The sequence below is a fragment of the Pseudomonas sp. Marseille-Q5117 genome (genome assembly GCF_946901175.1).
In the GTDB taxonomy this organism is placed as follows: domain Bacteria; phylum Pseudomonadota; class Gammaproteobacteria; order Pseudomonadales; family Pseudomonadaceae; genus Aquipseudomonas; species Aquipseudomonas iranensis.
In genome coordinates, this window is the sequence record NZ_CAMPPP010000002.1 from 401,853 (window position 1) to 425,314 (window position 23,462).

A 23,462-nucleotide genomic window follows, 5' to 3' on the forward strand; every position below is an offset into this window, starting at 1 on the left:
CGAGGCCACTTTGGACAAGATCCTGATACGTGGGGCCCGTACCCACAACCTGAAGAACATCGACCTGACCCTGCCGCGGGACAAACTGATCGTCATCACCGGCCTGTCCGGATCCGGCAAGTCGTCCCTGGCGTTCGACACGCTGTATGCCGAAGGTCAGCGCCGCTATGTCGAATCGCTGTCGGCCTATGCCCGGCAGTTCCTGTCGATGATGGAAAAACCCGACGTCGACACCATCGAAGGCCTGTCGCCGGCGATCTCCATCGAACAGAAGTCGACCTCGCACAACCCGCGTTCCACGGTCGGCACCATCACCGAAATCTACGACTACCTACGCTTGCTCTATGCCCGCGTCGGTACGCCGCGTTGCCCGGATCACGACATTCCACTGGAAGCGCAGACCGTCAGCCAGATGGTCGATCTGGTGCTGGCGCAGCCGGAAGGCAGCAAACTCATGCTGCTGGCGCCGGTGATCCGCGAGCGCAAGGGCGAACACCTGTCGGTCTTCGAAGAATTGCGTGCGCAAGGTTTCGTCCGCGCCCGGGTCAACGGGCGGATTTGCGAGCTCGACGAGCTGCCGAAGCTGGATAAACAGAAGAAGCATTCGATCGATGTGATCGTCGACCGCTTCAAGGTCCGCGCTGATCTGCAGCAACGTCTGGCCGAATCCTTCGAAACCGCGCTGAAACTCGCCGACGGCATTGCCCTGGTCGCGCCGATGGACGACGAGCCTGGCGAAGAAATGATTTTCTCCGCACGCTTCGCCTGCCCGATCTGCGGCCACGCAATCAGCGAACTGGAACCCAAGCTGTTTTCCTTCAACAACCCGGCCGGCGCCTGCCCGACCTGTGATGGCCTGGGTGTGAAGCAGTTCTTCGACATCAAGCGTCTGGTCAATGGCGAGCTGACCCTGGCCGAAGGTGCAATACGCGGCTGGGACCGGCGCAACGTTTATTACTTCCAGATGCTCGGCTCACTCGCCTCGCACTACAAGTTCAGCCTGGACAAGCCTTTCAACGACCTGAGCGCCGAGCAGCAGAAGTTCATCCTGCACGGCAGCGGCTCGCAAAACGTCGACTTCAAATACCTGAACGATCGTGGCGATATCGTCAAACGCTCGCACCCTTTCGAGGGCATCGTGCCGAATCTTGAGCGTCGTTACCGCGAAACCGAATCGGCGAGCGTGCGCGAAGAGCTGGCCAAGTTCCTCAGCCATCAGGCCTGCCCGGATTGCCGTGGCACGCGTCTGCGCCGCGAAGCACGGCACGTCTGGGTCGGCGAAAAAACCTTGCCGGCAGTGACCAATCTGCCGATTGGCGATGCCTGCGAATACTTCGGTGCGCTGAAGATGACCGGTCGGCGTGGCGAAATCGCCGACAAGATCCTCAAGGAAATCCGCGAGCGTCTGCAATTCCTGGTCAACGTCGGCCTCGACTATCTGTCGCTGGATCGCAGTGCCGACACGCTCTCCGGTGGCGAGGCGCAGCGGATTCGTCTGGCCAGCCAGATTGGCGCCGGCCTGGTCGGCGTTCTGTATATCCTCGATGAACCATCCATTGGCCTGCATCAGCGCGACAACGATCGGCTGCTTGGCACGCTCAAGCATTTGCGCGATATCGGCAACACGGTGATTGTGGTCGAGCACGATGAAGACGCGATTCGTCTGGCTGACTATGTCGTCGATATCGGCCCTGGCGCCGGTGTGCACGGCGGGCGGATCGTTGCCGAAGGCACGCCGGACGAAGTCATGGCGCACCCGGATTCGCTGACCGGCAAATACCTGTCCGGCCGGGTGAAGATCGAAGTGCCGGCCAAACGCACGCCGCGCAACAAGAAGCTGAATCTGTCGCTCAAAGGTGCGCGTGGCAACAATCTGCGCAATGTCGATCTGGACATCCCTATCGGTCTGCTGACTTGCGTGACTGGCGTATCCGGTTCGGGTAAATCGACACTGATCAACAACACGCTGTTCCCGCTGAGCGCCACCGCGCTGAATGGCGCGACCACGCTGGAAGCGGCTGCACATGACAGCATCAAAGGTCTGGAACATCTCGACAAAGTCGTCGATATCGACCAGAGCCCGATCGGCCGCACGCCGCGCTCCAACCCGGCGACCTACACCGGGCTGTTCACGCCGATCCGCGAATTGTTTGCCGGCGTGCCCGAGTCACGCTCCCGTGGTTACGGCCCGGGGCGTTTCTCGTTCAACGTCAAGGGCGGTCGCTGCGAAGCGTGCCAGGGCGATGGCCTGATCAAGGTGGAAATGCACTTCTTGCCGGACATCTACGTGCCCTGCGATGTGTGCAAGAGCAAGCGCTACAACCGCGAAACCCTTGAAATCAAGTACAAGGGCAAGAGCATCCACGAGACCCTCGAAATGACCATCGAGGAAGCTCGGGAGTTCTTCGATGCAGTGCCGGCACTGGCGCGCAAGCTGCAAACGCTGATGGATGTCGGCCTGTCCTACATCAAGCTCGGGCAGTCGGCGACGACCTTGTCCGGCGGCGAAGCACAGCGGGTCAAGTTGTCGCGCGAGCTGTCCAAACGCGATACGGGCAAAACCCTGTATATCCTCGATGAGCCAACCACCGGTCTGCACTTTGCCGATATCCAGCAATTGCTCGACGTGCTCCATCGTCTGCGCGACCACGGCAACACCGTGGTGGTCATCGAGCACAACCTCGATGTGATCAAGACCGCTGACTGGCTGGTGGACCTTGGTCCTGAAGGCGGTTCCAAGGGCGGGCAGATCATTGCCACCGGTACGCCGGAGGAAGTCGCCGAGATGAAGCAATCTCACACGGGCCATTACCTCAAGCCACTGCTGATCCGTGATCGGGCATAACTGCCAGGCATGAAAAAGCCCCTGTCACTGTTGAAGTGACAGGGGCTTTTTTTGTAGCAGTTGCAATCAGGACGCGTGGGATTGCAGGTAGTTCTCGAGACCGATCAGCTTGATCAGGCCCAGCTGCTTTTCCAGCCAGTAGGTGTGATCTTCTTCGGTGTCGTTGAGCTGAACCCGCAGAATTTCGCGACTGACGTAGTCCTTGTGTTGCTCGCAAAGTTCGATGCCTTTGCACAGCGCAGCGCGGACTTTGTATTCGAGGCGCAGATCCGCTTCGAGCATCGTAGGCACGGTGGTACCGATATCCAGATCATCCGGACGCATGCGCGGCGTGCCTTCGAGCATCAGAATCCGCCGCATCAACGCATCGGCGTGGCCGGCTTCTTCTTCCATCTCGTGGTTGATACGCTCGTAGAGCTTGGTGAACCCCCAGTCCTCATACATCCGCGAATGAACGAAATATTGGTCACGCGCGGCCAGCTCGCCGGTCAGCAACGTATTGAGGTAATCGATTACATCTGGGTGGCCTTGCATCGCCCTACATCTCCCTTCCTGAAAGTCTGTAGTTTGAACCAACCTGACCGGAAGGTCACTCGCTTCGCGCAATAAAAGCGAAGATATTCTGAGAAAAGCAGGCCAAATAACGCAAAAACCGCCCAAATGAGGGCGGTTCTGCTTCTCGTTTAGACTACGTTAAGCTGTCAGTTGAGCAGCTTTGCGATTGCTTCTCCATACGCCGGATCGGCTTTGTAGAAATGCTGCAACTGACGATCGACGACGTCGCTGGAAACACCCGCCATTGCGCCGGCAATGTTGCTGACCAGCAATGCTTTCTGCTCGTCGCTCATCAAGCGGAACAAGGCACCGGCATGGCTGTAGTAGTCGGTGTCTTCGCGGTGATCATAACGATCAGCGGCACCGCTCAAGGCCAGCGCTGGCTCAGCGTAATGTGGCGCTTGTTTCGGCGACTCAACGTAGCTGTTCGGTTCGTAGTTTGGCGCCGCGCCGCCATTGCTGCCGAACGCCATGGAGCCGTCACGCTGATAAGTATTCACCGGGCTGCGCGGAGCGTTCACCGGCAATTGCTGGTGATTGGTGCCCACACGGTAGCGGTGCGCGTCAGCGTAGGCGAATACACGGCCTTGCAGCATGCGGTCTGGCGACAGACCGACGCCTGGCACCATGTTGCTCGGGCCAAACGCAGCCTGTTCAACTTCAGCGAAGTAGTTCAGCGGGTTGCGATTCAACTCCAGCTCACCGACTTCGATCAGCGGAAACTCCTTCTGCGACCACGTCTTGGTCACGTCGAACGGATTCTCGTAATGAGCCGCCGCTTGCGCTTCGGTCATGATCTGAATGCACACGCGCCATTTCGGGAATTCACCGCGCTCGATGGCCTCGAACAGGTCACGCTGCGCGTAGTCCGGATCGGTACCGGCCAAACGGGCGGCGTCGGCGGGCGCCAGGTTCTTGATGCCTTGCTGGGTCTTGTAGTGCCACTTCACCCAGTGACGCTCGCCTTTGGCGTTGATCAGGCTGTAAGTGTGACTGCCGAAGCCGTGCATATGGCGATAGCCGTCAGGGATGCCGCGATCAGAAAACAGGATGGTGACCTGGTGCAGCGCCTCAGGCGAATGCGACCAGAAATCCCACATCATCTGCGCGCTTTTCAGGTTGCTTTGCGGCAGACGCTTTTGCGTGTGGATAAAGTCAGGAAACTTCAGCGGATCACGGATGAAGAACACTGGCGTGTTGTTGCCAACGATGTCCCAATTGCCTTCCTCGGTGTAGAACTTCAAGGCGAAGCCGCGCGGATCGCGCTCGGTGTCGGCCGAACCACGCTCGCCACCTACGGTGGAAAAGCGCAGAAAGGTTGGCGTTTGTTTGCCTACCGACTCGAACAACTTTGCACTGGTGTATTCAGTGATGTCACGGGTAACGGTGAACGTGCCGTAGGCGCCCGAGCCTTTAGCGTGGACACGGCGCTCAGGAATGTTTTCACGGTTAAAGTGCGCGAGTTTTTCGATCAGATGGAAATCGTCGGGAAGCAGCGGACCGCGTGGGCCGGCGGAACGGGAATTCTGGTTGTCAGCGACTGGCGCGCCACTGGCGGTTGTAAGCGTCTTGGTCTGGCTCATGCGGTCTTCTTCCTCTGTCAGTCTTGAACTGCCGGCTAATGGGCTTGGCGGGAAGTATTGATCATCGACGTTACAGCTACAAATTCATTAACTTGCAGACATCGATAGATAATTACTAATTATGTTTTCCCGGCACATAGTGGCAGTTCAACCATGTCAGAAACTTGTACGGACGGCGCATTTCTTACAGGCACAAAAAACCGGGCACTAGGCCCGGTTCTTTGTTTCAGACTGACGTCTTACTCGGCGGATACAGCTTCGCCAGCAGTAGCACGATCAACCAACTCGACGTACGCCATAGGCGCGTTGTCGCCAGCGCGGAAACCGCACTTGAGGATGCGCAGGTAGCCACCCTCACGGGTAGCGTAACGCTTGCCCAGGTCGTTGAAGAGCTTACCAACGATAGCTTTCGAACGAGTACGGTCGAAAGCCAGACGGCGGTTAGCCAGGCTGTCTGTCTTGGCCAGAGTGATCAGCGGCTCGGCAACGCGGCGCAGTTCTTTGGCTTTTGGCAGAGTAGTTTTGATCAGCTCGTGCTCGAACAGCGACACCGCCATGTTTTGGAACATGGCCTTGCGGTGCGAGCTGGTGCGGCTCAGGTGACGACCACTTTTACGATGACGCATGGTTCATTCCTTACCAAACACTACGTTCGGTGATTACGACGATCAGGCAGTCGCCTTGTCGTCCTTCTTAAGACTTGCAGGCGGCCAGTTGTCGAGGCGCATGCCGAGGGACAGACCGCGGGAGGCCAGAACGTCCTTGATTTCAGTCAAGGATTTCTTGCCCAGGTTCGGAGTCTTCAACAGCTCTACTTCGGTACGCTGAATCAGGTCGCCGATGTAGTAGATGTTTTCCGCCTTAAGGCAGTTAGCCGAACGTACAGTCAGTTCCAGATCGTCAACCGGGCGAAGCAGGATCGGATCGATCTCGTCTTCCTGCTCGACAACCAGCGGCTCACTTTCACCTTTGAGGTCGACGAACGCAGCCAGCTGCTGTTGCAGGATGGTTGCAGCGCGACGGATAGCCTCTTCAGGATCCAGGGTACCGTTGGTTTCCAGATCAATAACCAGCTTGTCCAGGTTGGTACGCTGTTCGACACGGGCGTTTTCCACCACGTAAGCGATACGGCGAACCGGGCTGAACGAAGAGTCAAGCTGCAAGCGACCGATGCTGCGGCTTTCGTCTTCATCGCTCTGACGCGAGTCGGCTGGTTCATAACCACGACCACGAGCTACGGTGAGCTTCATGTTCAGGGCGCCGTTAGACGCCAGGTTAGCGATTACGTGATCGGGATTAACGATCTCGACATCATGATCCAGCTGAATATCGGCAGCGGTAACCACCCCCGAACCCTTCTTCGACAAGGTCAGCGTAACTTCGTCACGACCGTGCAGCTTGATGGCCAGACCTTTAAGGTTCAACAGGATTTCAATTACGTCTTCCTGTACACCTTCGATGGCGCTGTACTCGTGGAGCACACCGTCAATCTCGGCCTCGACTACTGCGCAGCCGGGCATTGAGGACAACAGGATGCGGCGCAGCGCGTTGCCCAGGGTGTGGCCAAAACCACGCTCGAGAGGCTCGAGAGTGATCTTGGCGCGGGTTGGACTGACAACCTGCACATCAATGTGGCGGGGTGTCAGGAACTCATTTACCGAAATCTGCATGGATGCACCTATTTTCTAGCCCTTACTTGGAGTAGAGCTCGACAATCAGGCTTTCGTTGATGTCGGCGGACAGATCACTGCGAGCAGGAACGTTCTTGAAAACGCCCGACTTCTTCTCAGTGTCTACTTCTACCCATTCTACGCGGCCACGTTGGGCACACAGATCGAGAGCTTGGACAATGCGAAGTTGGTTTTTTGCTTTCTCGCGAACTGCAACCACGTCACCAGCACGAACCTGATACGACGGAACGTTTACGGTCTGACCGTTTACGCTGATCGACTTGTGCGATACCAGCTGGCGGGATTCGGCACGAGTCGAACCAAAGCCCATACGGTATACAACGTTGTCCAGACGGCATTCGAGCAGTTGCAGCAGGTTTTCACCGGTTGCACCTTTCTTGCCAGCAGCTTCTTTGTAGTAGCCGCTGAACTGACGCTCGAGAACGCCGTAGATACGACGGACCTTCTGCTTTTCACGCAGTTGGGTGCCGTAGTCGGACTGGCGACCGCGGCGTTGGCCGTGGATACCAGGTGCTGCTTCAATGTTGCACTTCGATTCGATCGCGCGCACGCCGCTCTTCAGGAAGAGATCGGTGCCTTCGCGACGAGCGAGTTTGCATTTTGGACCAATGTAACGAGCCATTCTTTACAATCTCCTGGATTACACGCGGCGCTTCTTCGGCGGACGGCACCCGTTGTGCGGGATTGGCGTCACGTCGGTGATGCTGGCGATCTTGTAGCCACAGCCGTTCAAAGCGCGGACTGCGGATTCACGACCTGGACCTGGACCCTTGACGTTGACGTCGAGGTTTTTCAGGCCGTATTCCAGCGCAGCTTGACCAGCACGCTCAGCAGCTACTTGAGCAGCGAACGGGGTGGACTTGCGGGAACCGCGGAAACCCGAACCACCGGAGGTAGCCCAGGAAAGAGCGTTACCTTGACGGTCGGTGATGGTCACGATGGTGTTGTTAAAAGATGCATGGATGTGGGCGATGCCATCAACCACTGTCTTTTTAACTTTTTTACGAGGACGAGCAGCAGGTTTTGCCATGATTAAATTCCTGTCGATTCGCTGGGGCGATTACTTGCGGATCGGCTTACGCGGACCTTTACGGGTACGCGCGTTGGTCTTGGTACGCTGACCGCGTACTGGCAGACCACGACGATGACGCAGACCGCGATAGCAACCGAGGTCCATCAAGCGCTTGATTTTCATGTTGATTTCGCGACGCAGGTCACCTTCAGTGGTGAACTTCGCCACTTCGCCACGCAGCTGTTCAATTTGCTCGTCGCTCAGATCTTTGATCTTTGCTGCTGGGTTTACCCCAGTCACTGCACAGATCTTCTGCGCAGTAGTGCGACCAACACCATAGATGTAGGTCAGCGAGATAACAGTATGCTTGTTATCTGGAATGTTAACGCCTGCAATACGGGCCATTCAGTGGGACTCCAATTGACAGCTACCTACGCCCCGGAAGCCAAGAAATAGGGCGCGAGATAATATCGCTGTAATAACAAATAATCAACCCGGTAGCGCACTAGCTACCGGGCTTGAAGCACAATCACACTCAGCCTTGGCGCTGTTTGTGACGCGGTTCCGCGCTGCAAATTACTCGAACAACACCTTCGCGGCGAATAATCTTGCAGTTACGGCACAGCTTTTTCACCGATGCACGAACTTTCATCACCAACTCCTCGAACCTTATGGGTACTCAGCGCAACATGCCGCTGCCGTAACCCTTCAGGTTGGCTTTCTTCATCAGGGATTCGTACTGGTGCGAAACGAGGTGCGATTGTACTTGGGACATGAAGTCCATCACAACCACGACCACGATCAGCAACGAGGTCCCGCCAAGGTAGAACGGAACGTTTGCTGCAACCACCAGGAATTGGGGCAACAGGCACACGGCCGTCATGTAAAGAGCACCGAACAGGGTCAAGCGGGTCAGAACGCCATCAATATAGCGCGCAGACTGCTCACCTGGACGGATGCCCGGAATAAAGGCACCGGACTTCTTCAGGTTTTCCGCTACGTCTTTCGGATTGAACATCAACGCCGTATAGAAGAAGCAGAAGAAAATAATCCCTGCACTAAACAGCAGAATATTCAACGGCTGACCAGGAGCGATCGACTGCGAGATGTCCTGCAACCAGCCCATACCTTCAGACTGACCGAACCAGGCACCCAACGAAGCCGGAAACAGCAAGATGCTGCTCGCGAAAATAGCCGGAATAACACCGGCCATGTTCACCTTCAGCGGCAAGTGGCTTGTCTGCGCAGCAAAAACCTTGCGGCCCTGCTGACGCTTGGCGTAGTGAACAGCAATACGACGCTGACCACGCTCAATGAACACCACGAAACCGATAATCGCTACTGCCAGCAAACCGATGGCAACCAGGGCGAAGATGTTGATATCACCCTGACGCGCAGACTCGAAAGACTGCCCGATTGCTCTCGGAAGACCGGCGACGATACCCGAAAAAATCAACATCGAGATACCGTTGCCAACACCACGCTCAGTAATCTGCTCACCCAGCCACATCATGAACATCGCACCAGCCACAAATGTGGTTACCGCGACGAAATGGAAGCCAAAGTCACCAGTGAACGCGACGCCCTGCCCGGCCAGACCAATGGACATGCCAATAGCCTGGACCAGAGCGAGAGCGACGGTGAGGTAGCGGGTGTACTGGCTAATCTTGCGACGGCCAGCTTCACCTTCCTTCTTCAACTGCTCCAGCTGCGGGCTGACGGCGGTCATCAGTTGCATGATGATCGATGCCGAAATGTACGGCATGATCCCCAGTGCAAAGATGCTCATCCGTTCCAGCGCGCCGCCGGAGAACATGTTGAACAAGCTAAGAATGGTCCCCTCATTCTGTCGAAACAGGTCTGCGAGTCGGTCCGGGTTGATACCTGGAACCGGGATGTGTGCGCCTATTCGGTAGACGATAATCGCCAGGAACAGAAAACGCAGACGAGCCCAGAGTTCAGACATACCGCCTTTGCCGAGCGCAGAGAGAGCACCTTGCTTAGCCATTTATTCCTCGAACTTGCCGCCAGCTGCTTCGATAGCCGCACGCGCACCTTTGGTGGCGCCGATTCCCTTGCCGATAGTGACAGCGCGAGTCACTTCACCGGACAGCATGATTTTCACACGCTGTACGTTGACGTTGATCACGTTGGCATCTTTCAGGGACTGCACAGTAACGATGTCGCCTTCCACTTTGGCCAGCTCGGACAAACGCACTTCTGCGCGATCCATGGCTTTCAGGGAAACGAAACCGAACTTGGGCAGACGACGATGCAGCGGCTGTTGACCGCCTTCAAAGCCTGGAGCGATGGCGCCACCGGAGCGGGAGGTCTGACCTTTGTGACCACGGCCACCAGTCTTGCCCAAACCACTACCGATACCACGGCCCGGACGATGCTTTTCGCGACGGGAACCCGGCGCTGGACTCAGATCATTGAGTTTCATCGATTAACCCTCGACACGCAGCATGTAGTAAGCCTTGTTGATCATCCCGCGATTCTCGGGAGTATCCTGGACTTCTACAGTGTGACCGATGCGACGCAGACCCAGACCCTTAACACACAGTTTGTGGTTAGGGATGCGGCCGGTCATGCTTTTGATCAGCGTAACTTTAACGGTAGCCATGATTACTTGATCTCCTCAACACGCAGGCCACGCTTGGCAGCGATGGACTCAGGAGACTGCATAGCCTTCAGACCCTTGAAAGTGGCGTGAACCACGTTTACCGGGTTAGTCGAGCCGTAGCACTTGGCCAGAACGTTCTGAACGCCAGCAACTTCGAGGACAGCACGCATAGCGCCGCCAGCGATGATACCGGTACCTTCAGAGGCAGGCTGCATGTACACCTTCGAAGCGCCGTGAGCGGACTTCATTGCGTACTGCAGAGTGGTGCCATTCAGGTCAACTTGAATCATGTTACGGCGAGCAGCTTCCATTGCCTTCTGGATCGCAGCAGGCACTTCACGTGACTTGCCACGGCCGAAGCCAACACGCCCCTTACCATCACCAACCACGGTCAACGCGGTGAAAGTGAAGATACGGCCGCCTTTAACGGTTTTGGCTACGCGGTTAACTTGAACCAGCTTCTCGATGTAGCCTTCGTCGCGCTTTTGGTCGTTATTTGACATAACTTAGAACTCCAGCCCAGCTTCACGAGCAGCATCAGCCAGCGCTTTAACGCGGCCGTGGTACTTGAAGCCAGAGCGGTCGAAAGCCACTTGCGAGACGCCAGCGGCCTTAGCACGCGTAGCGACCAGCTGGCCAACCTTTGTGGCCGCGTCGATGTTGCCAGTGGCACCATCACGCAGTTCTTTATCCAAAGTCGAGGCACTTGCCAGGACTTTGTTGCCGTCGGCCGAGATGACCTGGGCGTAGATGTGCTGCGACGAGCGGAACACGCAGAGACGCACGACTTCGAGTTCGTGCATTTTCAGGCGTGCTTTGCGAGCGCGACGCAGTCGAGTAACTTTTTTGTCGGTCATTTGCTATGCCCTACTTCTTCTTGGCTTCTTTACGACGGACGACTTCGTCCGCGTAGCGCACACCTTTGCCTTTGTACGGCTCTGGTGGACGGAAGTCGCGGATCTCGGCGGCCACTTGACCTACCAGCTGCTTGTCGATGCCCTTGATCAGGATATCGGTCTGGCTAGGAGTCTCAGCGGTGATGCCTTCCGGCAGTTCGTAATCCACTGGGTGCGAGAAGCCAAGAGCCAGGTTCAGAACCTGACCTTTTGCTTGCGCTTTGTAACCAACACCGACCAGCTGGAGCTTGCGCTCGAAGCCTTGGCTTACGCCCTGGACCATGTTGTTTACCAACGCACGCGTGGTACCGGCCATTGCGCGAGTTTGTTGATCGCCATTGCGAGCAGCGAAACGCAGCTCACCAGCTTCTTCAACGATCTCAACGGACGAATGGATGTTCAGTTCAAGAGTACCCTTGGCACCCTTCACCGAAAGCTGTTGGCCTGCGAATTTGACTTCGACACCGGCTGGCAGCTTAACGGGGTTCTTAGCGACGCGAGACATGCTTATCCCCCCTTAGAACACAGTGCAAAGAACTTCGCCGCCGACACCGGCAGCGCGCGCAGCACGATCCGTCATCACACCTTTGTTGGTGGAGACGATAGACACGCCAAGACCGCCACGAACTTTCGGCAGATCTTCAACGGACTTGTACTGACGCAGGCCTGGACGACTAACGCGCTTCACTTCTTCGATAACCGGACGGCCTTCGAAGTACTTCAGCGAGATGGACAGCGACGGCTTGGCGTCGGTGGTGATCTGAAAATCCGCGATGTAACCTTCGTCCTTCAGGACTTTTGCTACAGCTGCCTTCAACGTGGAAGACGGCATGCTTACGACAGACTTTTCAGCCATCTGGGCATTACGGATTCGAGTTAGCATGTCCGCTAACGGGTCCTGCATACTCATGGGCTAGACGCTCCTAATACAAAAAAATTAGCCTTGCGGCTACTACTTGTCGCCGAGAACTTCCGGGCAGAAAAACACGGGCTCAGGCGAGCCGGTCATTCTAGACACACCCCAGAAATGAATCAAGCCCCAAAAGGGGCTTGATTCAGATTCAAGGCCACCGATGGTCAGGTTCTTGCGAACCCGAACATCGAGACTTTGACAACTGTTACCAGCTGGCTTTAACCAGACCTGGTACGTCACCACGCATTGCAGCTTGACGCAGCATGTTACGGCCGAGGCCGAACTTGCGGTACACGCCGTGCGGACGACCAGTCAGGCGGCAACGGTTACGCATGCGCGAAGCGCTTGCGTCACGTGGTTGCTTCTGCAGAGCTACGGTAGCTTCCCAACGCGCTTCTGGACTTGCGTTCAGATCGACGATGATAGCTTTCAGCGCTGCACGCTTGGTGGCGTACTTGGCAACGGTGAGCTGACGCTTCAGCTCACGGTTCTTCATGCTCTTCTTGGCCATTTTCCTACTCCAATCAGTTGCGGAACGGGAATTTGAAAGCACGCAGCAGAGCGCGGCCTTCATCATCGTTCTTGGCAGTGGTGGTCAGGGTAATGTCCAGACCGCGGAGAGCATCGATCTTGTCGTAGTCGATTTCCGGGAAGATGATCTGCTCTTTCACGCCCATGCTGTAGTTGCCACGACCATCGAAGGACTTGGCATTCAGGCCGCGGAAGTCGCGAACCCGAGGCAGGGAGATCGACAGCAGACGATCCAGGAACTCGTACATACGCTCACGGCGCAGGGTCACCTTGACGCCGATCGGCCATCCTTCGCGGACTTTGAAGCCAGCGATGGATTTACGAGCGTAGGTCACAACGACTTTCTGGCCGGTGATCTTTTCCAGGTCAGCAACAGCGTGCTCGATGACTTTTTTGTCGCCGATCGCTTCGCCCAGACCCATGTTCAGGGTGATTTTGGTAACGCGCGGAACTTCCATCACGTTCGAAAGCTTAAGTTCTTCCTTAAGTTTCGGAGCGATTTCCTTCCGGTAAATCTCTTTTAGTCGTGCCATGGTCTTCTACCTAGCAGTGTTCAAGCATCAACCGCTTTTTGGGTCGACTTGAAGACACGAATTTTCTTACCGTCTTCTACTTTGAAACCAACGCGGTCAGCCTTGTTGGTTTCGCCGTTGAAGATGGCGACGTTGGAAGCGTGCAGTGGCGCTTCTTTCTCGACGATACCGCCCTGTACGCCCGACATCGGGTTAGGCTTGGTATGACGCTTGACCAGGTTCAGACCACCAACAACCAGACGGTTGTCAGCAAGAACCTTCAGCACCTTACCGCGCTTACCTTTGTCTTTGCCGGCGATCACGATGATCTCGTCGTCACGACGAATCTTTTGCATGTCGGATCTCCTTACAGCACTTCTGGGGCGAGCGAGACGATCTTCATGAACTTCTCAGTACGAAGTTCACGGGTCACTGGCCCAAAGATACGGGTGCCGATCGGCTCTTGCTTGTTGTTCAGAAGAACAGCAGCGTTGCCATCAAAGCGGATAATGGAGCCATCAGCACGACGTACGCCGTGACGAGTGCGGACTACGACAGCAGTCATCACTTGGCCTTTTTTCACCTTACCGCGAGGAATTGCTTCCTTCACGGTAACTTTGATGATGTCACCGATACCAGCGTAACGACGATGGGAGCCACCCAGCACCTTGATGCACATAACACGGCGAGCGCCGCTGTTATCGGCCACATCGAGCATGGATTGAGTCTGAATCATATAATTTCTCCGACCCCTAGCCCTTAGACTTCCACAGCGCGTTCGAGAACATCAACCAGCGCCCAAGACTTTGTCTTGGCCATCGGACGAGTTTCACGAATAGTGACTTTGTCGCCGATGTGGCACTGATTGGTTTCGTCGTGCGCGTGCAGCTTAGTCGAACGCTTAACGTATTTACCGTAGATCGGGTGCTTTACGCGACGCTCGATCAGAACGGTGATGGTTTTGTCCATCTTGTCGCTGACAACACGGCCAGTCAGCGTACGGACAGTTTTTTCGGCTTCAGCCATGATCACTTACCTGCCTGCTGGTTGAGCACAGTCTTCACGCGAGCGATGTCACGCTTAACTTGCGAGAGCAGATGAGACTGCCCCAACTGGCCAGTTGCTTTCTGCATGCGCAGATTGAACTGGTCGCGCAGCAAGCCGAGCAGTTGCTCGTTCAGCTGCTGTGCGGATTTTTCACGAAGTTCATTCGCTTTCATCACATCACCGTCCGTTTAACAAAGGAGGTGGCGAGCGGCAGCTTTGCAGCAGCCAGGGCGAAAGCCTCACGCGCCAGCTCTTCAGAAACACCCTCGATTTCATACAGGACTTTGCCTGGCTGAATCTGGGCAACCCAGTACTCCACGTTACCCTTACCTTTACCCATACGAACCTCGAGAGGTTTCTTGGAGATCGGCTTGTCCGGGAATACACGGATCCAGATCTTGCCGCCACGTTTTACGTGACGGGTCAGAGCACGACGCGCTGACTCGATCTGACGAGCGGTGAGACGACCACGAGCAACAGACTTCAGCGCGAACTCGCCGAAGCTGACTTTGCTACCGCGCAGTGCCAGACCACGGTTGTGGCCGGTCATCTGCTTGCGGAACTTCGTACGCTTTGGTTGCAACATTTGGCGTACCCCTTACTTAGCAGCTTTTTTACGAGGCGCTGGTGCTTGTGGTTTCAGTTCTTCTTGGCGACCACCAATAACTTCGCCTTTGAAGATCCAAACCTTTACACCGATCACACCGTAAGTGGTGTGAGCTTCGTAGTTGGCATAGTCGATGTCGGCACGCAGGGTGTGCAGTGGCACACGACCTTCGCGATACCATTCAGTACGTGCGATTTCAGCACCGCCGAGACGACCGCTCACTTGGATTTTGATGCCTTTGGCACCAATGCGCATGGCGTTCTGTACAGCGCGCTTCATAGCGCGACGGAACATTACACGACGCTCCAGCTGCTGAGCTACGCTCTGCGCAACCAGCATACCGTCGAGCTCCGGCTTGCGGATCTCTTCGATATTGATGTGCACAGGCACACCCATTTGCTTGGTCAGGTCCTGACGCAGTTTCTCAACATCTTCACCTTTCTTCCCGATAACGATACCTGGACGAGCGGTGTGGATGGTGATGCGTGCAGTTTGGGCCGGACGATGGATATCGATACGGCTTACGGACGCGCTTTTTAGTTTGTCTTGGAGATACTCACGCACTTTCAGATCTGCGAACAAGTAGTCCGCATAAGTCCGACCGTCTGCGTACCAGACGGAGGTGTGCTCCTTGACGATTCCCAGGCGAATGCCAATGGGATGTACTTTCTGACCCATCTCTTCGACTCCGTTACTTGTCAGCAACCTTGACAGTGATATGGCAAGACCGCTTGACGATGCGATCAGCACGGCCTTTGGCACGTGGCATGATGCGCTTCAGCGAACGCCCTTCGTTGACGAAAACGGTGCTGACCTTCAGGTCATCAACGTCTGCGCCTTCGTTATGCTCGGCGTTGGCTACGGCCGACTCCAGCACTTTCTTCATGATCTCGGCGGCTTTCTTACTGCTGAAAGCCAACAGGTTGAGCGCTTCGCCCACCTTCTTCCCGCGGATCTGGTCGGCGACCAAGCGGGCTTTCTGGGCGGAGATTCGAGCGCCCGACAACTTAGCGGCTACTTCCATTTCCTTACCCCTTAACGCTTGGCTTTCTTGTCAGCCACGTGCCCGCGATAGTTGCGGGTACCGGCAAACTCGCCCAGTTTGTGGCCGACCATGTCTTCGTTAACGAGAACTGGGACGTGCTGACGACCGTTGTGTACTGCGATGGTCAGACCGACCATTTGTGGCAGGATCATCGAACGACGCGACCAGGTTTTAATTGGTTTGCGATCGTTCTTTTCCGCCGCCACTTCGATCTTCTTCAGTAGGTGAAGATCAATAAAAGGACCTTTTTTCAGAGAACGTGGCACTGTCGTATCCCTCTATTTACTTGCGACGACGGACGATCATTTTGTCGGTACGCTTATTACCACGAGTCTTCGCGCCCTTAGTCGGGAAGCCCCATGGCGATACCGGATGACGACCACCAGAGGTACGACCTTCACCACCACCATGTGGGTGGTCAACCGGGTTCATGGCAACACCACGAACGGTTGGGCGAACGCCACGCCAGCGTTTGGCACCAGCTTTACCCAGCGAACGCAGGCTGTGCTCGGAGTTCGAGACTTCGCCCAGGGTCGCACGGCATTCAGCCAGGACTTTACGCATTTCACCGGAACGCAGACGCAGGGTCACGTAGACACCTTCACGAGCGATCAGCTGAGCCGAAGCACCAGCGGAACGAGCGATCTGTGCACCTTTACCTGGCTTCAATTCGATGCCGTGTACGGTAGAACCGACTGGAATGTTGCGCAGCTGCAGAGCGTTGCCTGGCTTGATTGGAGCCAGAGCGCCTGCGATCAGCTGGTCGCCAGCACTCACGCCTTTAGGGGCGATGATGTAGCGGCGCTCGCCGTCTGCGTAGCACAGCAGTGCGATGTGAGCAGTACGGTTTGGATCGTATTCGATACGCTCGACAGTGGCGACGATGCCATCTTTGTCGTTGCGACGGAAATCGACCATACGGTAATGCTGCTTATGACCACCACCGATGTGACGAGTGGTAATACGGCCATTGTTGTTACGACCACCAGACTTCGATTTTTTCTCGAGCAGCGGTGCGTGAGGAGCGCCTTTATGCAGCTCCTGGTTGACCACCTTGACCACAAAACGGCGGCCAGGGGAAGTCGGTTTGCATTTAACGATTGCCATGATGCACCCCTTCCTTACTCAGCACTGCTGCTGAAATCGAGATCTTGGCCTGGCTGAAGGGAGATAACTGCCTTCTTCCAGTCATTACGCTTGCCCAGACCGCGAGCAGTGCGCTTGCTCTTACCCAGAACGTTCAGGGTAGTGACGCGCTCTACTTTCACGCTGAACAGGCTTTCGACGGCCTTCTTGATTTCCAGCTTGGTTGCATCGGTAGCAACCTTGAAAACGAACTGGCCTTTCTTGTCTGCCAGAACCGTAGCCTTCTCGGAAACGTGCGGGCCAAGCAGAACTTTAAATACGCGTTCCTGGTTCATCCCAGCAGCTCCTCGAATTTCTTCACGGCCGACACGGTGATCAACACCTTGTCGTATGCGATCAGACTAACTGGATCGGAACCTTGCACGTCACGTACATCTACGTGCGGCAGGTTGCGAGCAGCCAGGTACAGGTTCTGATCAACAGCGTCCGACACGATCAGAACGTCGGTCAGGCTCATGTTGTTCAGTTTGCCCAGCAGATCTTTGGTTTTCGGAGTTTCAACAGCGAAATCCTGAACCACGACCAGACGATCAGTACGCACCAGCTCAGCAAGGATGGAACGCATTGCTGCGCGATACATCTTCTTGTTCAGCTTCTGGGAGTGATCCTGTGGACGAGCTGCGAAAGTGGTACCGCCGCCACGCCAGATTGGGCTACGGATAGTACCGGCACGAGCACGGCCAGTACCTTTCTGACGCCATGGGCGCTTGCCGCCACCACGAACGTCGGAACGGGTCTTCTGCTGCTTGCTACCTTGACGGCCGCCGGCCATGTAGGCCACGACTGCTTGGTGAACCAGCGTCTCGTTGAATTCGCCGCCAAATGTCAGTTCGGAAACTTCGATCGCTTGAGCGTCATTTACATTTAATTGCATGTCAGCTTCCCCTTAACCGCGAGCCTTGGCTGCTGGACGTACAACCAGGTTGCCGCCAGTAGCGCCAGGAACAGCACCCTTGACCAACAACAGATTGCGTTCAGCGTCCACGCGCACTACTTCCAGGGACTGCACGGTCACGCGCTCAGCGCCCATATGACCGGACATTTTTTTGCCCTTGAATACACGACCAGGAGTCTGGCACTGGCCGATAGAGCCTGGGACGCGGTGGGATACGGAGTTACCGTGGGTGTTATCTTGCCCGCGGAAATTCCAACGCTTGATCGTACCCTGGAAGCCTTTACCCTTGGACTGACCGGTTACATCAACCAGTTGACCAGCGGCGAAGATTTCAGCGTTGATCAGATCGCCAGCCTGGTACTCGCCTTCTTCAAGGCGGAATTCCATGGTGGTGCGACCAGCAGCAACGTTCGCTTTAGCGAAGTGGCCAGCCTGAGCTGCTGTTACACGCGAAGCGCGACGCTCGCCGACAGTGACTTGCACTGCACGATAGCCATCGGTCTCTTCAGTTTTGAACTGGGTGACGCGATTCGGCTCGATCTCAATGACCGTGACCGGAATGGAGACACCTTCTTCGGTGAAAATACGGGTCATACCGCATTTACGACCGACTACACCAATAGTCATGTTGTAAACCTCATGAGTGTACGGGGCTTTCACCCGCTATGGCCGCCCATTTCAGAGCGTTACACGACCAAGACCGAGTCTTAGCCGAGGCTGATCTGCACTTCCACACCGGCCGCAAGATCAAGCTTCATCAGCGCGTCAACGGTTTTATCCGTTGGCTGGACGATGTCCAGAACACGCTTATGAGTGCGGATCTCGTACTGGTCACGCGCGTCTTTGTTGACGTGCGGGGAAACCAGAACGGTGAACCGCTCTTTACGGGTAGGCAGTGGAATTGGACCACGCACTTGAGCACCAGTACGTTTCGCGGTTTCCACGATTTCCTGGGTTGATTGGTCGATCAGGCGATGGTCAAAAGCCTTCAACCTGATACGGATTTGCTGATTTTGCATTGGATTTCAGACTCCGGCTGCTATTCCCACCGGGCGCAATACGCCCGTTAAAAGGAGGCGCAATTCTATAGACGCCCCCGATAGGTGTCAACCCAATAAAAAAGCCCCCGCTGAGCGGGGGCTTTTTCAATCCATCAAGCTGACTTTAAAAGTCTTACTCGATGATTTTGGCTACGACGCCGGCGCCGACGGTACGACCGCCTTCACGGATAGCGAAACGCAGACCGTCTTCCATCGCGATGGTTTTGATCAGGGTAACAGTCATCTGAATGTTGTCACCTGGCATTACCATTTCAACGCCTTCTGGCAGCTCGCAGTTACCAGTCACGTCAGTAGTACGGAAGTAGAACTGTGGACGGTAGCCTTTGAAGAACGGAGTGTGACGACCGCCTTCTTCCTTGCTCAGAACGTAAACTTCTGCGGTGAACTTGGTGTGCGGCTTGACCGAACCTGGCTTGACCAGAACCTGGCCACGCTCAACGTCGTCACGCTTGGTACCACGCAGCAGAACGCCGCAGTTCTCGCCAGCACGACCTTCGTCGAGCAGCTTGCGGAACATCTCAACACCGGTGCAGGTGGTGGTGGTGGTGTCACGCAGACCAACGATTTCCAGAGCATCCTGAACGCGAACGATACCGCGCTCGATACGACCAGTCACAACAGTACCGCGACCCGAGATCGAGAATACGTCTTCGATTGGCATCAGGAATGGCTTGTCGATCATACGAACTGGTTCTGGAATGTAGGTATCCAGAGTTTCAACCAGTTTACGAACGGCAGTGGTGCCCATTTCGTTGTCGTCTTTGCCTTCCAGCGCCATACGAGCCGAACCGATGATGATCGGAGTGTCGTCGCCTGGGAAGTCGTAGGTCGACAGCAGGTCACGAACTTCCATCTCAACCAGCTCGAGCAGCTCAGCGTCGTCTACCAGGTCAGCCTTGTTCAGGAAAACCACGATGTACGGAACGCCTACCTGACGGGACAGCAGGATGTGCTCACGGGTTTGCGGCATCGGACCATCAGCGGCCGAGCAAACCAGGATCGCGCCGTCCATCTGGGCAGCACCGGTGATCATGTTCTTCACGTAGTCAGCGTGACCTGGGCAGTCAACGTGAGCGTAGTGACGAATAGTCGAGTTGTACTCAACGTGAGCGGTGTTGATGGTGATACCGCGAGCTTTTTCTTCTGGTGCGCTGTCGATCTTGTCGAATTCAACGACGGCCGAACCGAAAACTTCGGAGCAGACGCGAGTCAGAGCAGCAGTCAGAGTGGTTTTACCGTGGTCAACGTGACCAATGGTGCCAACGTTGACGTGCGGTAGGGAACGATCAAATTTTTCTTTAGCCACGACAATTAACTCCTAGCCTAAAGGGGCTGAATCAGCCTTGTTTTTTGGTTACGGATTCGACGATGTGCGACGGAGCCGTATCGTATTTTTTGAATTCCATAGAGTAGCTTGCGCGACCCTGGGACATGGAACGAACGTCGGTCGCATAACCGAACATCTCACCCAGTGGAACCTCGGCACGGATAACCTTGCCGGACACTGTGTCTTCCATACCCTGGATCATGCCGCGACGACGGTTAAGGTCGCCCATCACATCACCCATATAGTCTTCAGGCGTAACAACCTCTACCGCCATGATCGGCTCGAGCAACTCACCACCGCCCTTCTGGGCCAGTTGCTTGGTCGCCATGGAAGCAGCCACCTTGAACGCCATCTCGTTGGAGTCGACGTCGTGGTAAGAACCATCGAACACGGTAGCCTTCAGGCCGATCAGCGGATAGCCGGCAACAACGCCGTTCTTCATCTGCTCTTCGATACCCTTCTGGATAGCCGGGATGTATTCCTTAGGAACCACACCACCTACAACTTCGTTCACGAATTGCAGACCTTCCTGACCTTCGTCAGCAGGAGCAAAACGGATCCAGCAGTGACCGAACTGGCCGCGACCACCGGACTGACGAACGAACTTGCCTTCGATTTCACAGTTCTTCGTGATGCGCTCACGATACGAAACCTGAGGCTTGCCGATGTTGGCTTCGACGTTGAACTCACGGCGCATCCGGTCAACCAGGATGTCCAGGTGCAGCTCGCCCATGCCGGAGATGATCGTCTGACCAGTCTCTTCATCAGTTTTAACGCGGAAAGACGGGTCTTCCTGAGCAAGCTTGCCCAGAGCGATACCCATTTTTTCCTGGTCATCCTTGGTCTTAGGCTCTACGGCAACCGAAATAACCGGCTCCGGGAAGTCCATGCGAACCAGGATGATTGGCTTGTCAGCGTTGCAGAGGGTTTCACCAGTGGTGACGTCCTTCATGCCGATCAGGGCCGCGATGTCACCAGCGCGTACTTCCTTGATCTCTTCACGGGCGTTTGCGTGCATTTGCACCATACGACCCACGCGCTCTTTCTTGCCCTTGACCGAGTTGATCACGCCGTCGCCGGAGTTCAACACGCCCGAGTAAACGCGGACGAAGGTCAGGGTACCCACGAATGGGTCGGTAGCGATCTTGAACGCCAGAGCCGCGAAAGGCTCGTTGTCGTCTGCATGACGCTCCATCTCTTCTTCCTCGTTATCAGGGTTGGAACCCTTGATAGCAGGAATGTCGGTCGGAGCAGGCAGGTAGTCGATAACGGCGTCGAGAACCAGGGGAACGCCCTTGTTCTTGAACGAAGAACCGCAAACGGCCAGAACGATTTCGCCGGCGATAGTACGCTGACGCAAAGCAGCCTTGATCTCTTCGATCGACAGCTCTTCGCCTTCCAGGTACTTGTTCATCAGCTCTTCGTTGGCTTCGGCAGCAGCTTCAACCATGTTGTTGCGCCACTCTTCAGCCAGCTCTTGGAGCTCGGCAGGAATGTCCTTGCGAACAGGGACCATACCTTTGTCGGAGTCGTTCCAGTAGACAGCTTGCATGTTGATCAGATCGATCTGACCCTGGAAGTTGTCTTCGGAACCGATGGCCAACTGGATCGGCACCGGAGTGTGACCCAGACGCTGCTTGATCTGACCGATCACGCGCAGGAAGTTGGCGCCGGCACGGTCCATCTTGTTTACGTAAACAAGACGTGGAACGCCGTACTTGTTGGCTTGACGCCATACGGTTTCCGACTGCGGCTCAACACCCGAAGTACCGCAGAACACAACGACAGCGCCGTCGAGTACGCGCAGGGAACGCTCAACTTCAATGGTGAAGTCAACGTGGCCCGGGGTATCGATTACGTTGAAACGGTGCTCGTGAGAGTACTGCTTCTCGGAACCTTTCCAGAAGGCGGTAATGGCAGCAGAAGTAATGGTAATACCACGCTCCTGCTCCTGAACCATCCAGTCTGTGGTCGCGGCGCCATCATGCACCTCGCCCATTTTGTGACTTTTGCCGGTGTAAAACAGTACGCGCTCGGTGGTGGTGGTTTTACCAGCATCCACGTGAGCGACGATACCGATGTTACGGTAGCGGCTAATCGGAGTAGTACGAGCCATAAAGCCCTCGCAAAATTAGTGAAGCTAAAATTAGAAGCGGTAGTGCGAGAAAGCTTTGTTAGCTTCGGCCATACGGTGCACGTCTTCACGCTTCTTAACAGCAGCACCTTTACCTTCAGCAGCATCCAGCAGTTCGCCAGCCAAACGCAGAGCCATAGACTTCTCGCCGCGCTTACGGGCGAAGTCTACCAACCAGCGCATTGCCAGAGCGTTACGACGGGAAGGACGAACCTCGACCGGAACCTGGTAAGTAGCACCACCAACGCGGCGCGACTTCACTTCGACCAGCGGAGCGATGGCGTCGAGTGCTTTTTCGAAGAGTTCCAGGGGATCGGTGCCAGCCTTACGGGCCGCAACGGTTTCCAGGGCACCATAAACGATACGCTCGGCAACGGCTTTCTTGCCGCTTTCCATAACGTGGTTCATGAATTTGGCGAGGATCTGGCTTCCGTATTTCGGATCGTCCAGAATCTCACGCTTTGCTGCTACGCGACGTCTTGGCATGATAAGCCCTCAAGCGGTCTTCAGGTTAGCTCGGGACAGATCCAGAGGATGCGTGCCCGACCTTACTCTTATCGACTCAATAAAATAAAAATCTGCAAAACGGCCGATTACTTCGGACGCTTGGTACCGTACTTCGAACGACCCTGGTTACGGCCTTTAACGCCGGAAGTATCCAAGGAGCCGCGAACGGTGTGGTAACGAACACCTGGCAAGTCTTTTACACGACCGCCGCGGATCAGTACCACGCTGTGCTCTTGCAGGTTGTGGCCTTCACCGCCGATGTACGAGGAAACCTCGAAACCGTTGGTCAGACGCACACGGCATACTTTACGCAGTGCCGAGTTAGGTTTTTTCGGCGTGGTGGTGTACACACGGGTGCACACGCCACGACGTTGCGGGCAGTTCTGCAGCGCAGGTACGTCGGATTTCTCGACGATACGCTTACGCGGCTGACGTACCAGCTGGTTGATAGTTGCCATCTACTAGCTCCACTGTTGTCTTGCGACGCTATTGTCTTGCAAGAAAAGCAAAATGGCAGGAACGAATTCCC

At 55.7% G+C, this 23,462-nt stretch carries 35 protein-coding genes; 1 reads left to right on the forward strand and 34 read right to left on the reverse strand.

What is annotated here, in order from left to right:
* Positions 1-10: 10 nt before the first annotated feature.
* Positions 11-2,845, forward strand: coding sequence for an excinuclease ABC subunit UvrA (uvrA, locus tag OC605_RS04985; protein WP_024014519.1), 2,835 nt, complete (start codon positions 11-13; stop codon positions 2,843-2,845).
* A gap of 66 nt (positions 2,846-2,911) precedes the next feature.
* On the opposite strand, the gene bfr is transcribed toward uvrA, so the two are convergent.
* The 34 genes from bfr to rpsL form a co-directional block, all read right to left on the reverse strand.
* Complete coding sequence (gene bfr, locus OC605_RS04990) at positions 2,912-3,379, reverse strand: bacterioferritin (RefSeq protein WP_262136434.1); 468 nt, start codon at positions 3,377-3,379, stop codon at positions 2,912-2,914.
* A 167-nt stretch (positions 3,380-3,546) separates the two neighbouring features.
* Positions 3,547-4,983, reverse strand: coding sequence for a catalase (locus OC605_RS04995; RefSeq protein ID WP_262136435.1), 1,437 nt, complete (start codon positions 4,981-4,983; stop codon positions 3,547-3,549).
* Between the two features lie 239 nt (positions 4,984-5,222).
* Entirely contained in the window at positions 5,223-5,609 is a 387-nt protein-coding gene (gene rplQ / locus OC605_RS05000; RefSeq protein ID WP_003176402.1) for a 50S ribosomal protein L17, read from the reverse strand.
* A gap of 42 nt (positions 5,610-5,651) precedes the next feature.
* Positions 5,652-6,653 carry a DNA-directed RNA polymerase subunit alpha gene (locus tag OC605_RS05005; protein ID WP_016772946.1) on the reverse strand — a complete coding sequence of 334 codons (1,002 nt, stop codon included), beginning with the start codon at positions 6,651-6,653 and terminating at the stop codon, positions 5,652-5,654.
* Between the two features lie 22 nt (positions 6,654-6,675).
* Positions 6,676-7,296, reverse strand: a complete 621-nt coding sequence (rpsD, locus tag OC605_RS05010; RefSeq protein WP_003176404.1) for a 30S ribosomal protein S4 — start codon at positions 7,294-7,296, stop codon at positions 6,676-6,678.
* An 18-nt stretch (positions 7,297-7,314) separates the two neighbouring features.
* Complete coding sequence (gene rpsK, locus OC605_RS05015) at positions 7,315-7,704, reverse strand: 30S ribosomal protein S11 (protein WP_002555466.1); 390 nt, start codon at positions 7,702-7,704, stop codon at positions 7,315-7,317.
* 30 nt (positions 7,705-7,734) lie between these two features.
* Positions 7,735-8,091, reverse strand: coding sequence for a 30S ribosomal protein S13 (rpsM, locus tag OC605_RS05020; RefSeq protein ID WP_003186020.1), 357 nt, complete (start codon positions 8,089-8,091; stop codon positions 7,735-7,737).
* 130 nt (positions 8,092-8,221) lie between these two features.
* On the reverse strand, positions 8,222-8,338 hold the full coding sequence (gene rpmJ / locus OC605_RS05025; protein ID WP_002555468.1) for a 50S ribosomal protein L36: 117 nt from the start codon (positions 8,336-8,338) through the stop codon (positions 8,222-8,224).
* 27 nt (positions 8,339-8,365) lie between these two features.
* Complete coding sequence (gene secY, locus OC605_RS05030) at positions 8,366-9,694, reverse strand: preprotein translocase subunit SecY (protein ID WP_016772945.1); 1,329 nt, start codon at positions 9,692-9,694, stop codon at positions 8,366-8,368.
* Positions 9,695-10,132 carry a 50S ribosomal protein L15 gene (gene rplO / locus OC605_RS05035; RefSeq protein WP_262136436.1) on the reverse strand — a complete coding sequence of 146 codons (438 nt, stop codon included), beginning with the start codon at positions 10,130-10,132 and terminating at the stop codon, positions 9,695-9,697.
* 3 nt (positions 10,133-10,135) lie between these two features.
* Positions 10,136-10,312 carry a 50S ribosomal protein L30 gene (gene rpmD, locus OC605_RS05040; protein WP_003176408.1) on the reverse strand — a complete coding sequence of 59 codons (177 nt, stop codon included), beginning with the start codon at positions 10,310-10,312 and terminating at the stop codon, positions 10,136-10,138.
* A 2-nt stretch (positions 10,313-10,314) separates the two neighbouring features.
* Complete coding sequence (rpsE, locus tag OC605_RS05045; protein ID WP_007955637.1) at positions 10,315-10,815, reverse strand: 30S ribosomal protein S5; 501 nt, start codon at positions 10,813-10,815, stop codon at positions 10,315-10,317.
* 3 nt (positions 10,816-10,818) lie between these two features.
* A complete protein-coding gene (gene rplR / locus OC605_RS05050; RefSeq protein WP_003186037.1) occupies positions 10,819-11,169 on the reverse strand; it encodes a 50S ribosomal protein L18 in 351 nt (116 codons plus the stop codon).
* A gap of 10 nt (positions 11,170-11,179) precedes the next feature.
* Positions 11,180-11,713 (reverse strand): 50S ribosomal protein L6, encoded by a 534-nt coding sequence (gene rplF, locus OC605_RS05055; protein ID WP_003228722.1) that lies wholly within the window; start codon positions 11,711-11,713, stop codon positions 11,180-11,182.
* 12 nt (positions 11,714-11,725) lie between these two features.
* On the reverse strand, positions 11,726-12,118 hold the full coding sequence (gene rpsH / locus OC605_RS05060) for a 30S ribosomal protein S8 (RefSeq protein WP_016772944.1): 393 nt from the start codon (positions 12,116-12,118) through the stop codon (positions 11,726-11,728).
* 208 nt (positions 12,119-12,326) lie between these two features.
* Entirely contained in the window at positions 12,327-12,632 is a 306-nt protein-coding gene (gene rpsN, locus OC605_RS05065) for a 30S ribosomal protein S14 (protein ID WP_003186042.1), read from the reverse strand.
* 13 nt (positions 12,633-12,645) lie between these two features.
* Complete coding sequence (gene rplE / locus OC605_RS05070; RefSeq protein ID WP_003210069.1) at positions 12,646-13,185, reverse strand: 50S ribosomal protein L5; 540 nt, start codon at positions 13,183-13,185, stop codon at positions 12,646-12,648.
* Positions 13,186-13,205: 20 nt separating this feature from the next.
* Positions 13,206-13,520 (reverse strand): 50S ribosomal protein L24, encoded by a 315-nt coding sequence (gene rplX / locus OC605_RS05075; protein WP_003186046.1) that lies wholly within the window; start codon positions 13,518-13,520, stop codon positions 13,206-13,208.
* A gap of 11 nt (positions 13,521-13,531) precedes the next feature.
* Positions 13,532-13,900, reverse strand: a complete 369-nt coding sequence (rplN, locus tag OC605_RS05080; RefSeq protein ID WP_002555479.1) for a 50S ribosomal protein L14 — start codon at positions 13,898-13,900, stop codon at positions 13,532-13,534.
* A 23-nt stretch (positions 13,901-13,923) separates the two neighbouring features.
* Complete coding sequence (rpsQ, locus tag OC605_RS05085) at positions 13,924-14,190, reverse strand: 30S ribosomal protein S17 (RefSeq protein WP_003194644.1); 267 nt, start codon at positions 14,188-14,190, stop codon at positions 13,924-13,926.
* 2 nt (positions 14,191-14,192) lie between these two features.
* Positions 14,193-14,384 (reverse strand): 50S ribosomal protein L29, encoded by a 192-nt coding sequence (gene rpmC, locus OC605_RS05090; RefSeq protein WP_002555481.1) that lies wholly within the window; start codon positions 14,382-14,384, stop codon positions 14,193-14,195.
* Positions 14,384-14,797: a 50S ribosomal protein L16 gene (gene rplP / locus OC605_RS05095; RefSeq protein WP_003228729.1), complete on the reverse strand. Its 414-nt coding sequence runs from the start codon at positions 14,795-14,797 to the stop codon at positions 14,384-14,386. Before rplP ends, rpmC begins: the two co-directional genes overlap by 1 nt.
* 12 nt (positions 14,798-14,809) lie before the next feature.
* Positions 14,810-15,496, reverse strand: a complete 687-nt coding sequence (rpsC, locus tag OC605_RS05100) for a 30S ribosomal protein S3 (protein WP_003176422.1) — start codon at positions 15,494-15,496, stop codon at positions 14,810-14,812.
* A 13-nt stretch (positions 15,497-15,509) separates the two neighbouring features.
* Entirely contained in the window at positions 15,510-15,842 is a 333-nt protein-coding gene (gene rplV / locus OC605_RS05105) for a 50S ribosomal protein L22 (protein ID WP_003103908.1), read from the reverse strand.
* Positions 15,843-15,853: 11 nt separating this feature from the next.
* The gene (gene rpsS / locus OC605_RS05110) at positions 15,854-16,129 is read right to left on the reverse strand and encodes a 30S ribosomal protein S19 (RefSeq protein ID WP_011336172.1); all 276 of its coding nucleotides are present in this window, start codon (positions 16,127-16,129) and stop codon (positions 15,854-15,856) included.
* A gap of 16 nt (positions 16,130-16,145) precedes the next feature.
* A complete protein-coding gene (rplB, locus tag OC605_RS05115) occupies positions 16,146-16,970 on the reverse strand; it encodes a 50S ribosomal protein L2 (protein WP_016772943.1) in 825 nt (274 codons plus the stop codon).
* 14 nt (positions 16,971-16,984) lie between these two features.
* On the reverse strand, positions 16,985-17,284 hold the full coding sequence (gene rplW / locus OC605_RS05120) for a 50S ribosomal protein L23 (protein ID WP_002555488.1): 300 nt from the start codon (positions 17,282-17,284) through the stop codon (positions 16,985-16,987).
* Complete coding sequence (gene rplD / locus OC605_RS05125) at positions 17,281-17,883, reverse strand: 50S ribosomal protein L4 (RefSeq protein WP_003228735.1); 603 nt, start codon at positions 17,881-17,883, stop codon at positions 17,281-17,283. The genes rplW and rplD overlap by 4 nt, the downstream gene beginning before the upstream one ends.
* Positions 17,884-17,895: 12 nt before the next feature.
* The gene (gene rplC, locus OC605_RS05130; RefSeq protein ID WP_003228738.1) at positions 17,896-18,531 is read right to left on the reverse strand and encodes a 50S ribosomal protein L3; all 636 of its coding nucleotides are present in this window, start codon (positions 18,529-18,531) and stop codon (positions 17,896-17,898) included.
* A gap of 80 nt (positions 18,532-18,611) precedes the next feature.
* A complete protein-coding gene (gene rpsJ / locus OC605_RS05135; RefSeq protein ID WP_003186070.1) occupies positions 18,612-18,923 on the reverse strand; it encodes a 30S ribosomal protein S10 in 312 nt (103 codons plus the stop codon).
* A gap of 154 nt (positions 18,924-19,077) precedes the next feature.
* Complete coding sequence (tuf, locus tag OC605_RS05140) at positions 19,078-20,271, reverse strand: elongation factor Tu (RefSeq protein ID WP_024014521.1); 1,194 nt, start codon at positions 20,269-20,271, stop codon at positions 19,078-19,080.
* A gap of 31 nt (positions 20,272-20,302) precedes the next feature.
* On the reverse strand, positions 20,303-22,408 hold the full coding sequence (gene fusA, locus OC605_RS05145; RefSeq protein WP_016772942.1) for an elongation factor G: 2,106 nt from the start codon (positions 22,406-22,408) through the stop codon (positions 20,303-20,305).
* A 30-nt stretch (positions 22,409-22,438) separates the two neighbouring features.
* Positions 22,439-22,912 carry a 30S ribosomal protein S7 gene (gene rpsG, locus OC605_RS05150; protein WP_016772941.1) on the reverse strand — a complete coding sequence of 158 codons (474 nt, stop codon included), beginning with the start codon at positions 22,910-22,912 and terminating at the stop codon, positions 22,439-22,441.
* 107 nt (positions 22,913-23,019) lie between these two features.
* Entirely contained in the window at positions 23,020-23,391 is a 372-nt protein-coding gene (gene rpsL / locus OC605_RS05155; RefSeq protein ID WP_003186084.1) for a 30S ribosomal protein S12, read from the reverse strand.
* Positions 23,392-23,462: the final 71 nt, after the last annotated feature.

Coding starts and splice junctions, on each gene's coding strand:
- rplF (WP_003228722.1), bottom strand. CDS start 11,713: ATGTCTCGCGTCGCTAAGAACCCCGTTAAGCTGCCAGCCGGTGTCGAA.
- rpsC (WP_003176422.1), bottom strand. CDS start 15,496: ATGGGTCAGAAAGTACATCCCATTGGCATTCGCCTGGGAATCGTCAAG.
- rplE (WP_003210069.1), bottom strand. CDS start 13,185: ATGGCACGACTAAAAGAGATTTACCGGAAGGAAATCGCTCCGAAACTT.
- rplX (WP_003186046.1), bottom strand. CDS start 13,520: ATGCAAAAGATTCGTCGTGACGACGAGATCATCGTGATCGCCGGCAAA.
- rplQ (WP_003176402.1), bottom strand. CDS start 5,609: ATGCGTCATCGTAAAAGTGGTCGTCACCTGAGCCGCACCAGCTCGCAC.
- rpsL (WP_003186084.1), bottom strand. CDS start 23,391: ATGGCAACTATCAACCAGCTGGTACGTCAGCCGCGTAAGCGTATCGTC.
- rpmD (WP_003176408.1), bottom strand. CDS start 10,312: ATGGCTACCGTTAAAGTTACGCTGATCAAAAGCATGACCGGCCGCATC.
- rplW (WP_002555488.1), bottom strand. CDS start 17,284: ATGAACCAGGAACGCGTATTTAAAGTTCTGCTTGGCCCGCACGTTTCC.
- rpsD (WP_003176404.1), bottom strand. CDS start 7,296: ATGGCTCGTTACATTGGTCCAAAATGCAAACTCGCTCGTCGCGAAGGC.
- rplP (WP_003228729.1), bottom strand. CDS start 14,797: ATGTTGCAACCAAAGCGTACGAAGTTCCGCAAGCAGATGACCGGCCAC.
- rplB (WP_016772943.1), bottom strand. CDS start 16,970: ATGGCAATCGTTAAATGCAAACCGACTTCCCCTGGCCGCCGTTTTGTG.
- rpsE (WP_007955637.1), bottom strand. CDS start 10,815: ATGTCAAATAACGACCAAAAGCGCGACGAAGGCTACATCGAGAAGCTG.
- rpsQ (WP_003194644.1), bottom strand. CDS start 14,190: ATGGCTGAAGCCGAAAAAACTGTCCGTACGCTGACTGGCCGTGTTGTC.
- OC605_RS04995 (WP_262136435.1), bottom strand. CDS start 4,983: ATGAGCCAGACCAAGACGCTTACAACCGCCAGTGGCGCGCCAGTCGCT.
- rpsM (WP_003186020.1), bottom strand. CDS start 8,091: ATGGCCCGTATTGCAGGCGTTAACATTCCAGATAACAAGCATACTGTT.
- rpmJ (WP_002555468.1), bottom strand. CDS start 8,338: ATGAAAGTTCGTGCATCGGTGAAAAAGCTGTGCCGTAACTGCAAGATT.
- rpsJ (WP_003186070.1), bottom strand. CDS start 18,923: ATGCAAAATCAGCAAATCCGTATCAGGTTGAAGGCTTTTGACCATCGC.
- rpsK (WP_002555466.1), bottom strand. CDS start 7,704: ATGGCAAAACCTGCTGCTCGTCCTCGTAAAAAAGTTAAAAAGACAGTG.
- rpsH (WP_016772944.1), bottom strand. CDS start 12,118: ATGAGTATGCAGGACCCGTTAGCGGACATGCTAACTCGAATCCGTAAT.
- OC605_RS05005 (WP_016772946.1), bottom strand. CDS start 6,653: ATGCAGATTTCGGTAAATGAGTTCCTGACACCCCGCCACATTGATGTG.
- rplO (WP_262136436.1), bottom strand. CDS start 10,132: ATGAAACTCAATGATCTGAGTCCAGCGCCGGGTTCCCGTCGCGAAAAG.
- rplR (WP_003186037.1), bottom strand. CDS start 11,169: ATGACCGACAAAAAAGTTACTCGACTGCGTCGCGCTCGCAAAGCACGC.
- rpmC (WP_002555481.1), bottom strand. CDS start 14,384: ATGAAAGCGAATGAACTTCGTGAAAAATCCGCACAGCAGCTGAACGAG.
- rplV (WP_003103908.1), bottom strand. CDS start 15,842: ATGGAAGTAGCCGCTAAGTTGTCGGGCGCTCGAATCTCCGCCCAGAAA.
- rpsG (WP_016772941.1), bottom strand. CDS start 22,912: ATGCCAAGACGTCGCGTAGCAGCAAAGCGTGAGATTCTGGACGATCCG.
- bfr (WP_262136434.1), bottom strand. CDS start 3,379: ATGCAAGGCCACCCAGATGTAATCGATTACCTCAATACGTTGCTGACC.
- rplD (WP_003228735.1), bottom strand. CDS start 17,883: ATGCAATTAAATGTAAATGACGCTCAAGCGATCGAAGTTTCCGAACTG.
- rplN (WP_002555479.1), bottom strand. CDS start 13,900: ATGATTCAGACTCAATCCATGCTCGATGTGGCCGATAACAGCGGCGCT.
- secY (WP_016772945.1), bottom strand. CDS start 9,694: ATGGCTAAGCAAGGTGCTCTCTCTGCGCTCGGCAAAGGCGGTATGTCT.
- rpsN (WP_003186042.1), bottom strand. CDS start 12,632: ATGGCCAAGAAGAGCATGAAGAACCGTGAGCTGAAGCGTCAGCTCACC.
- fusA (WP_016772942.1), bottom strand. CDS start 22,408: ATGGCTCGTACTACTCCGATTAGCCGCTACCGTAACATCGGTATCGTC.
- rplC (WP_003228738.1), bottom strand. CDS start 18,531: ATGACTATTGGTGTAGTCGGTCGTAAATGCGGTATGACCCGTATTTTC.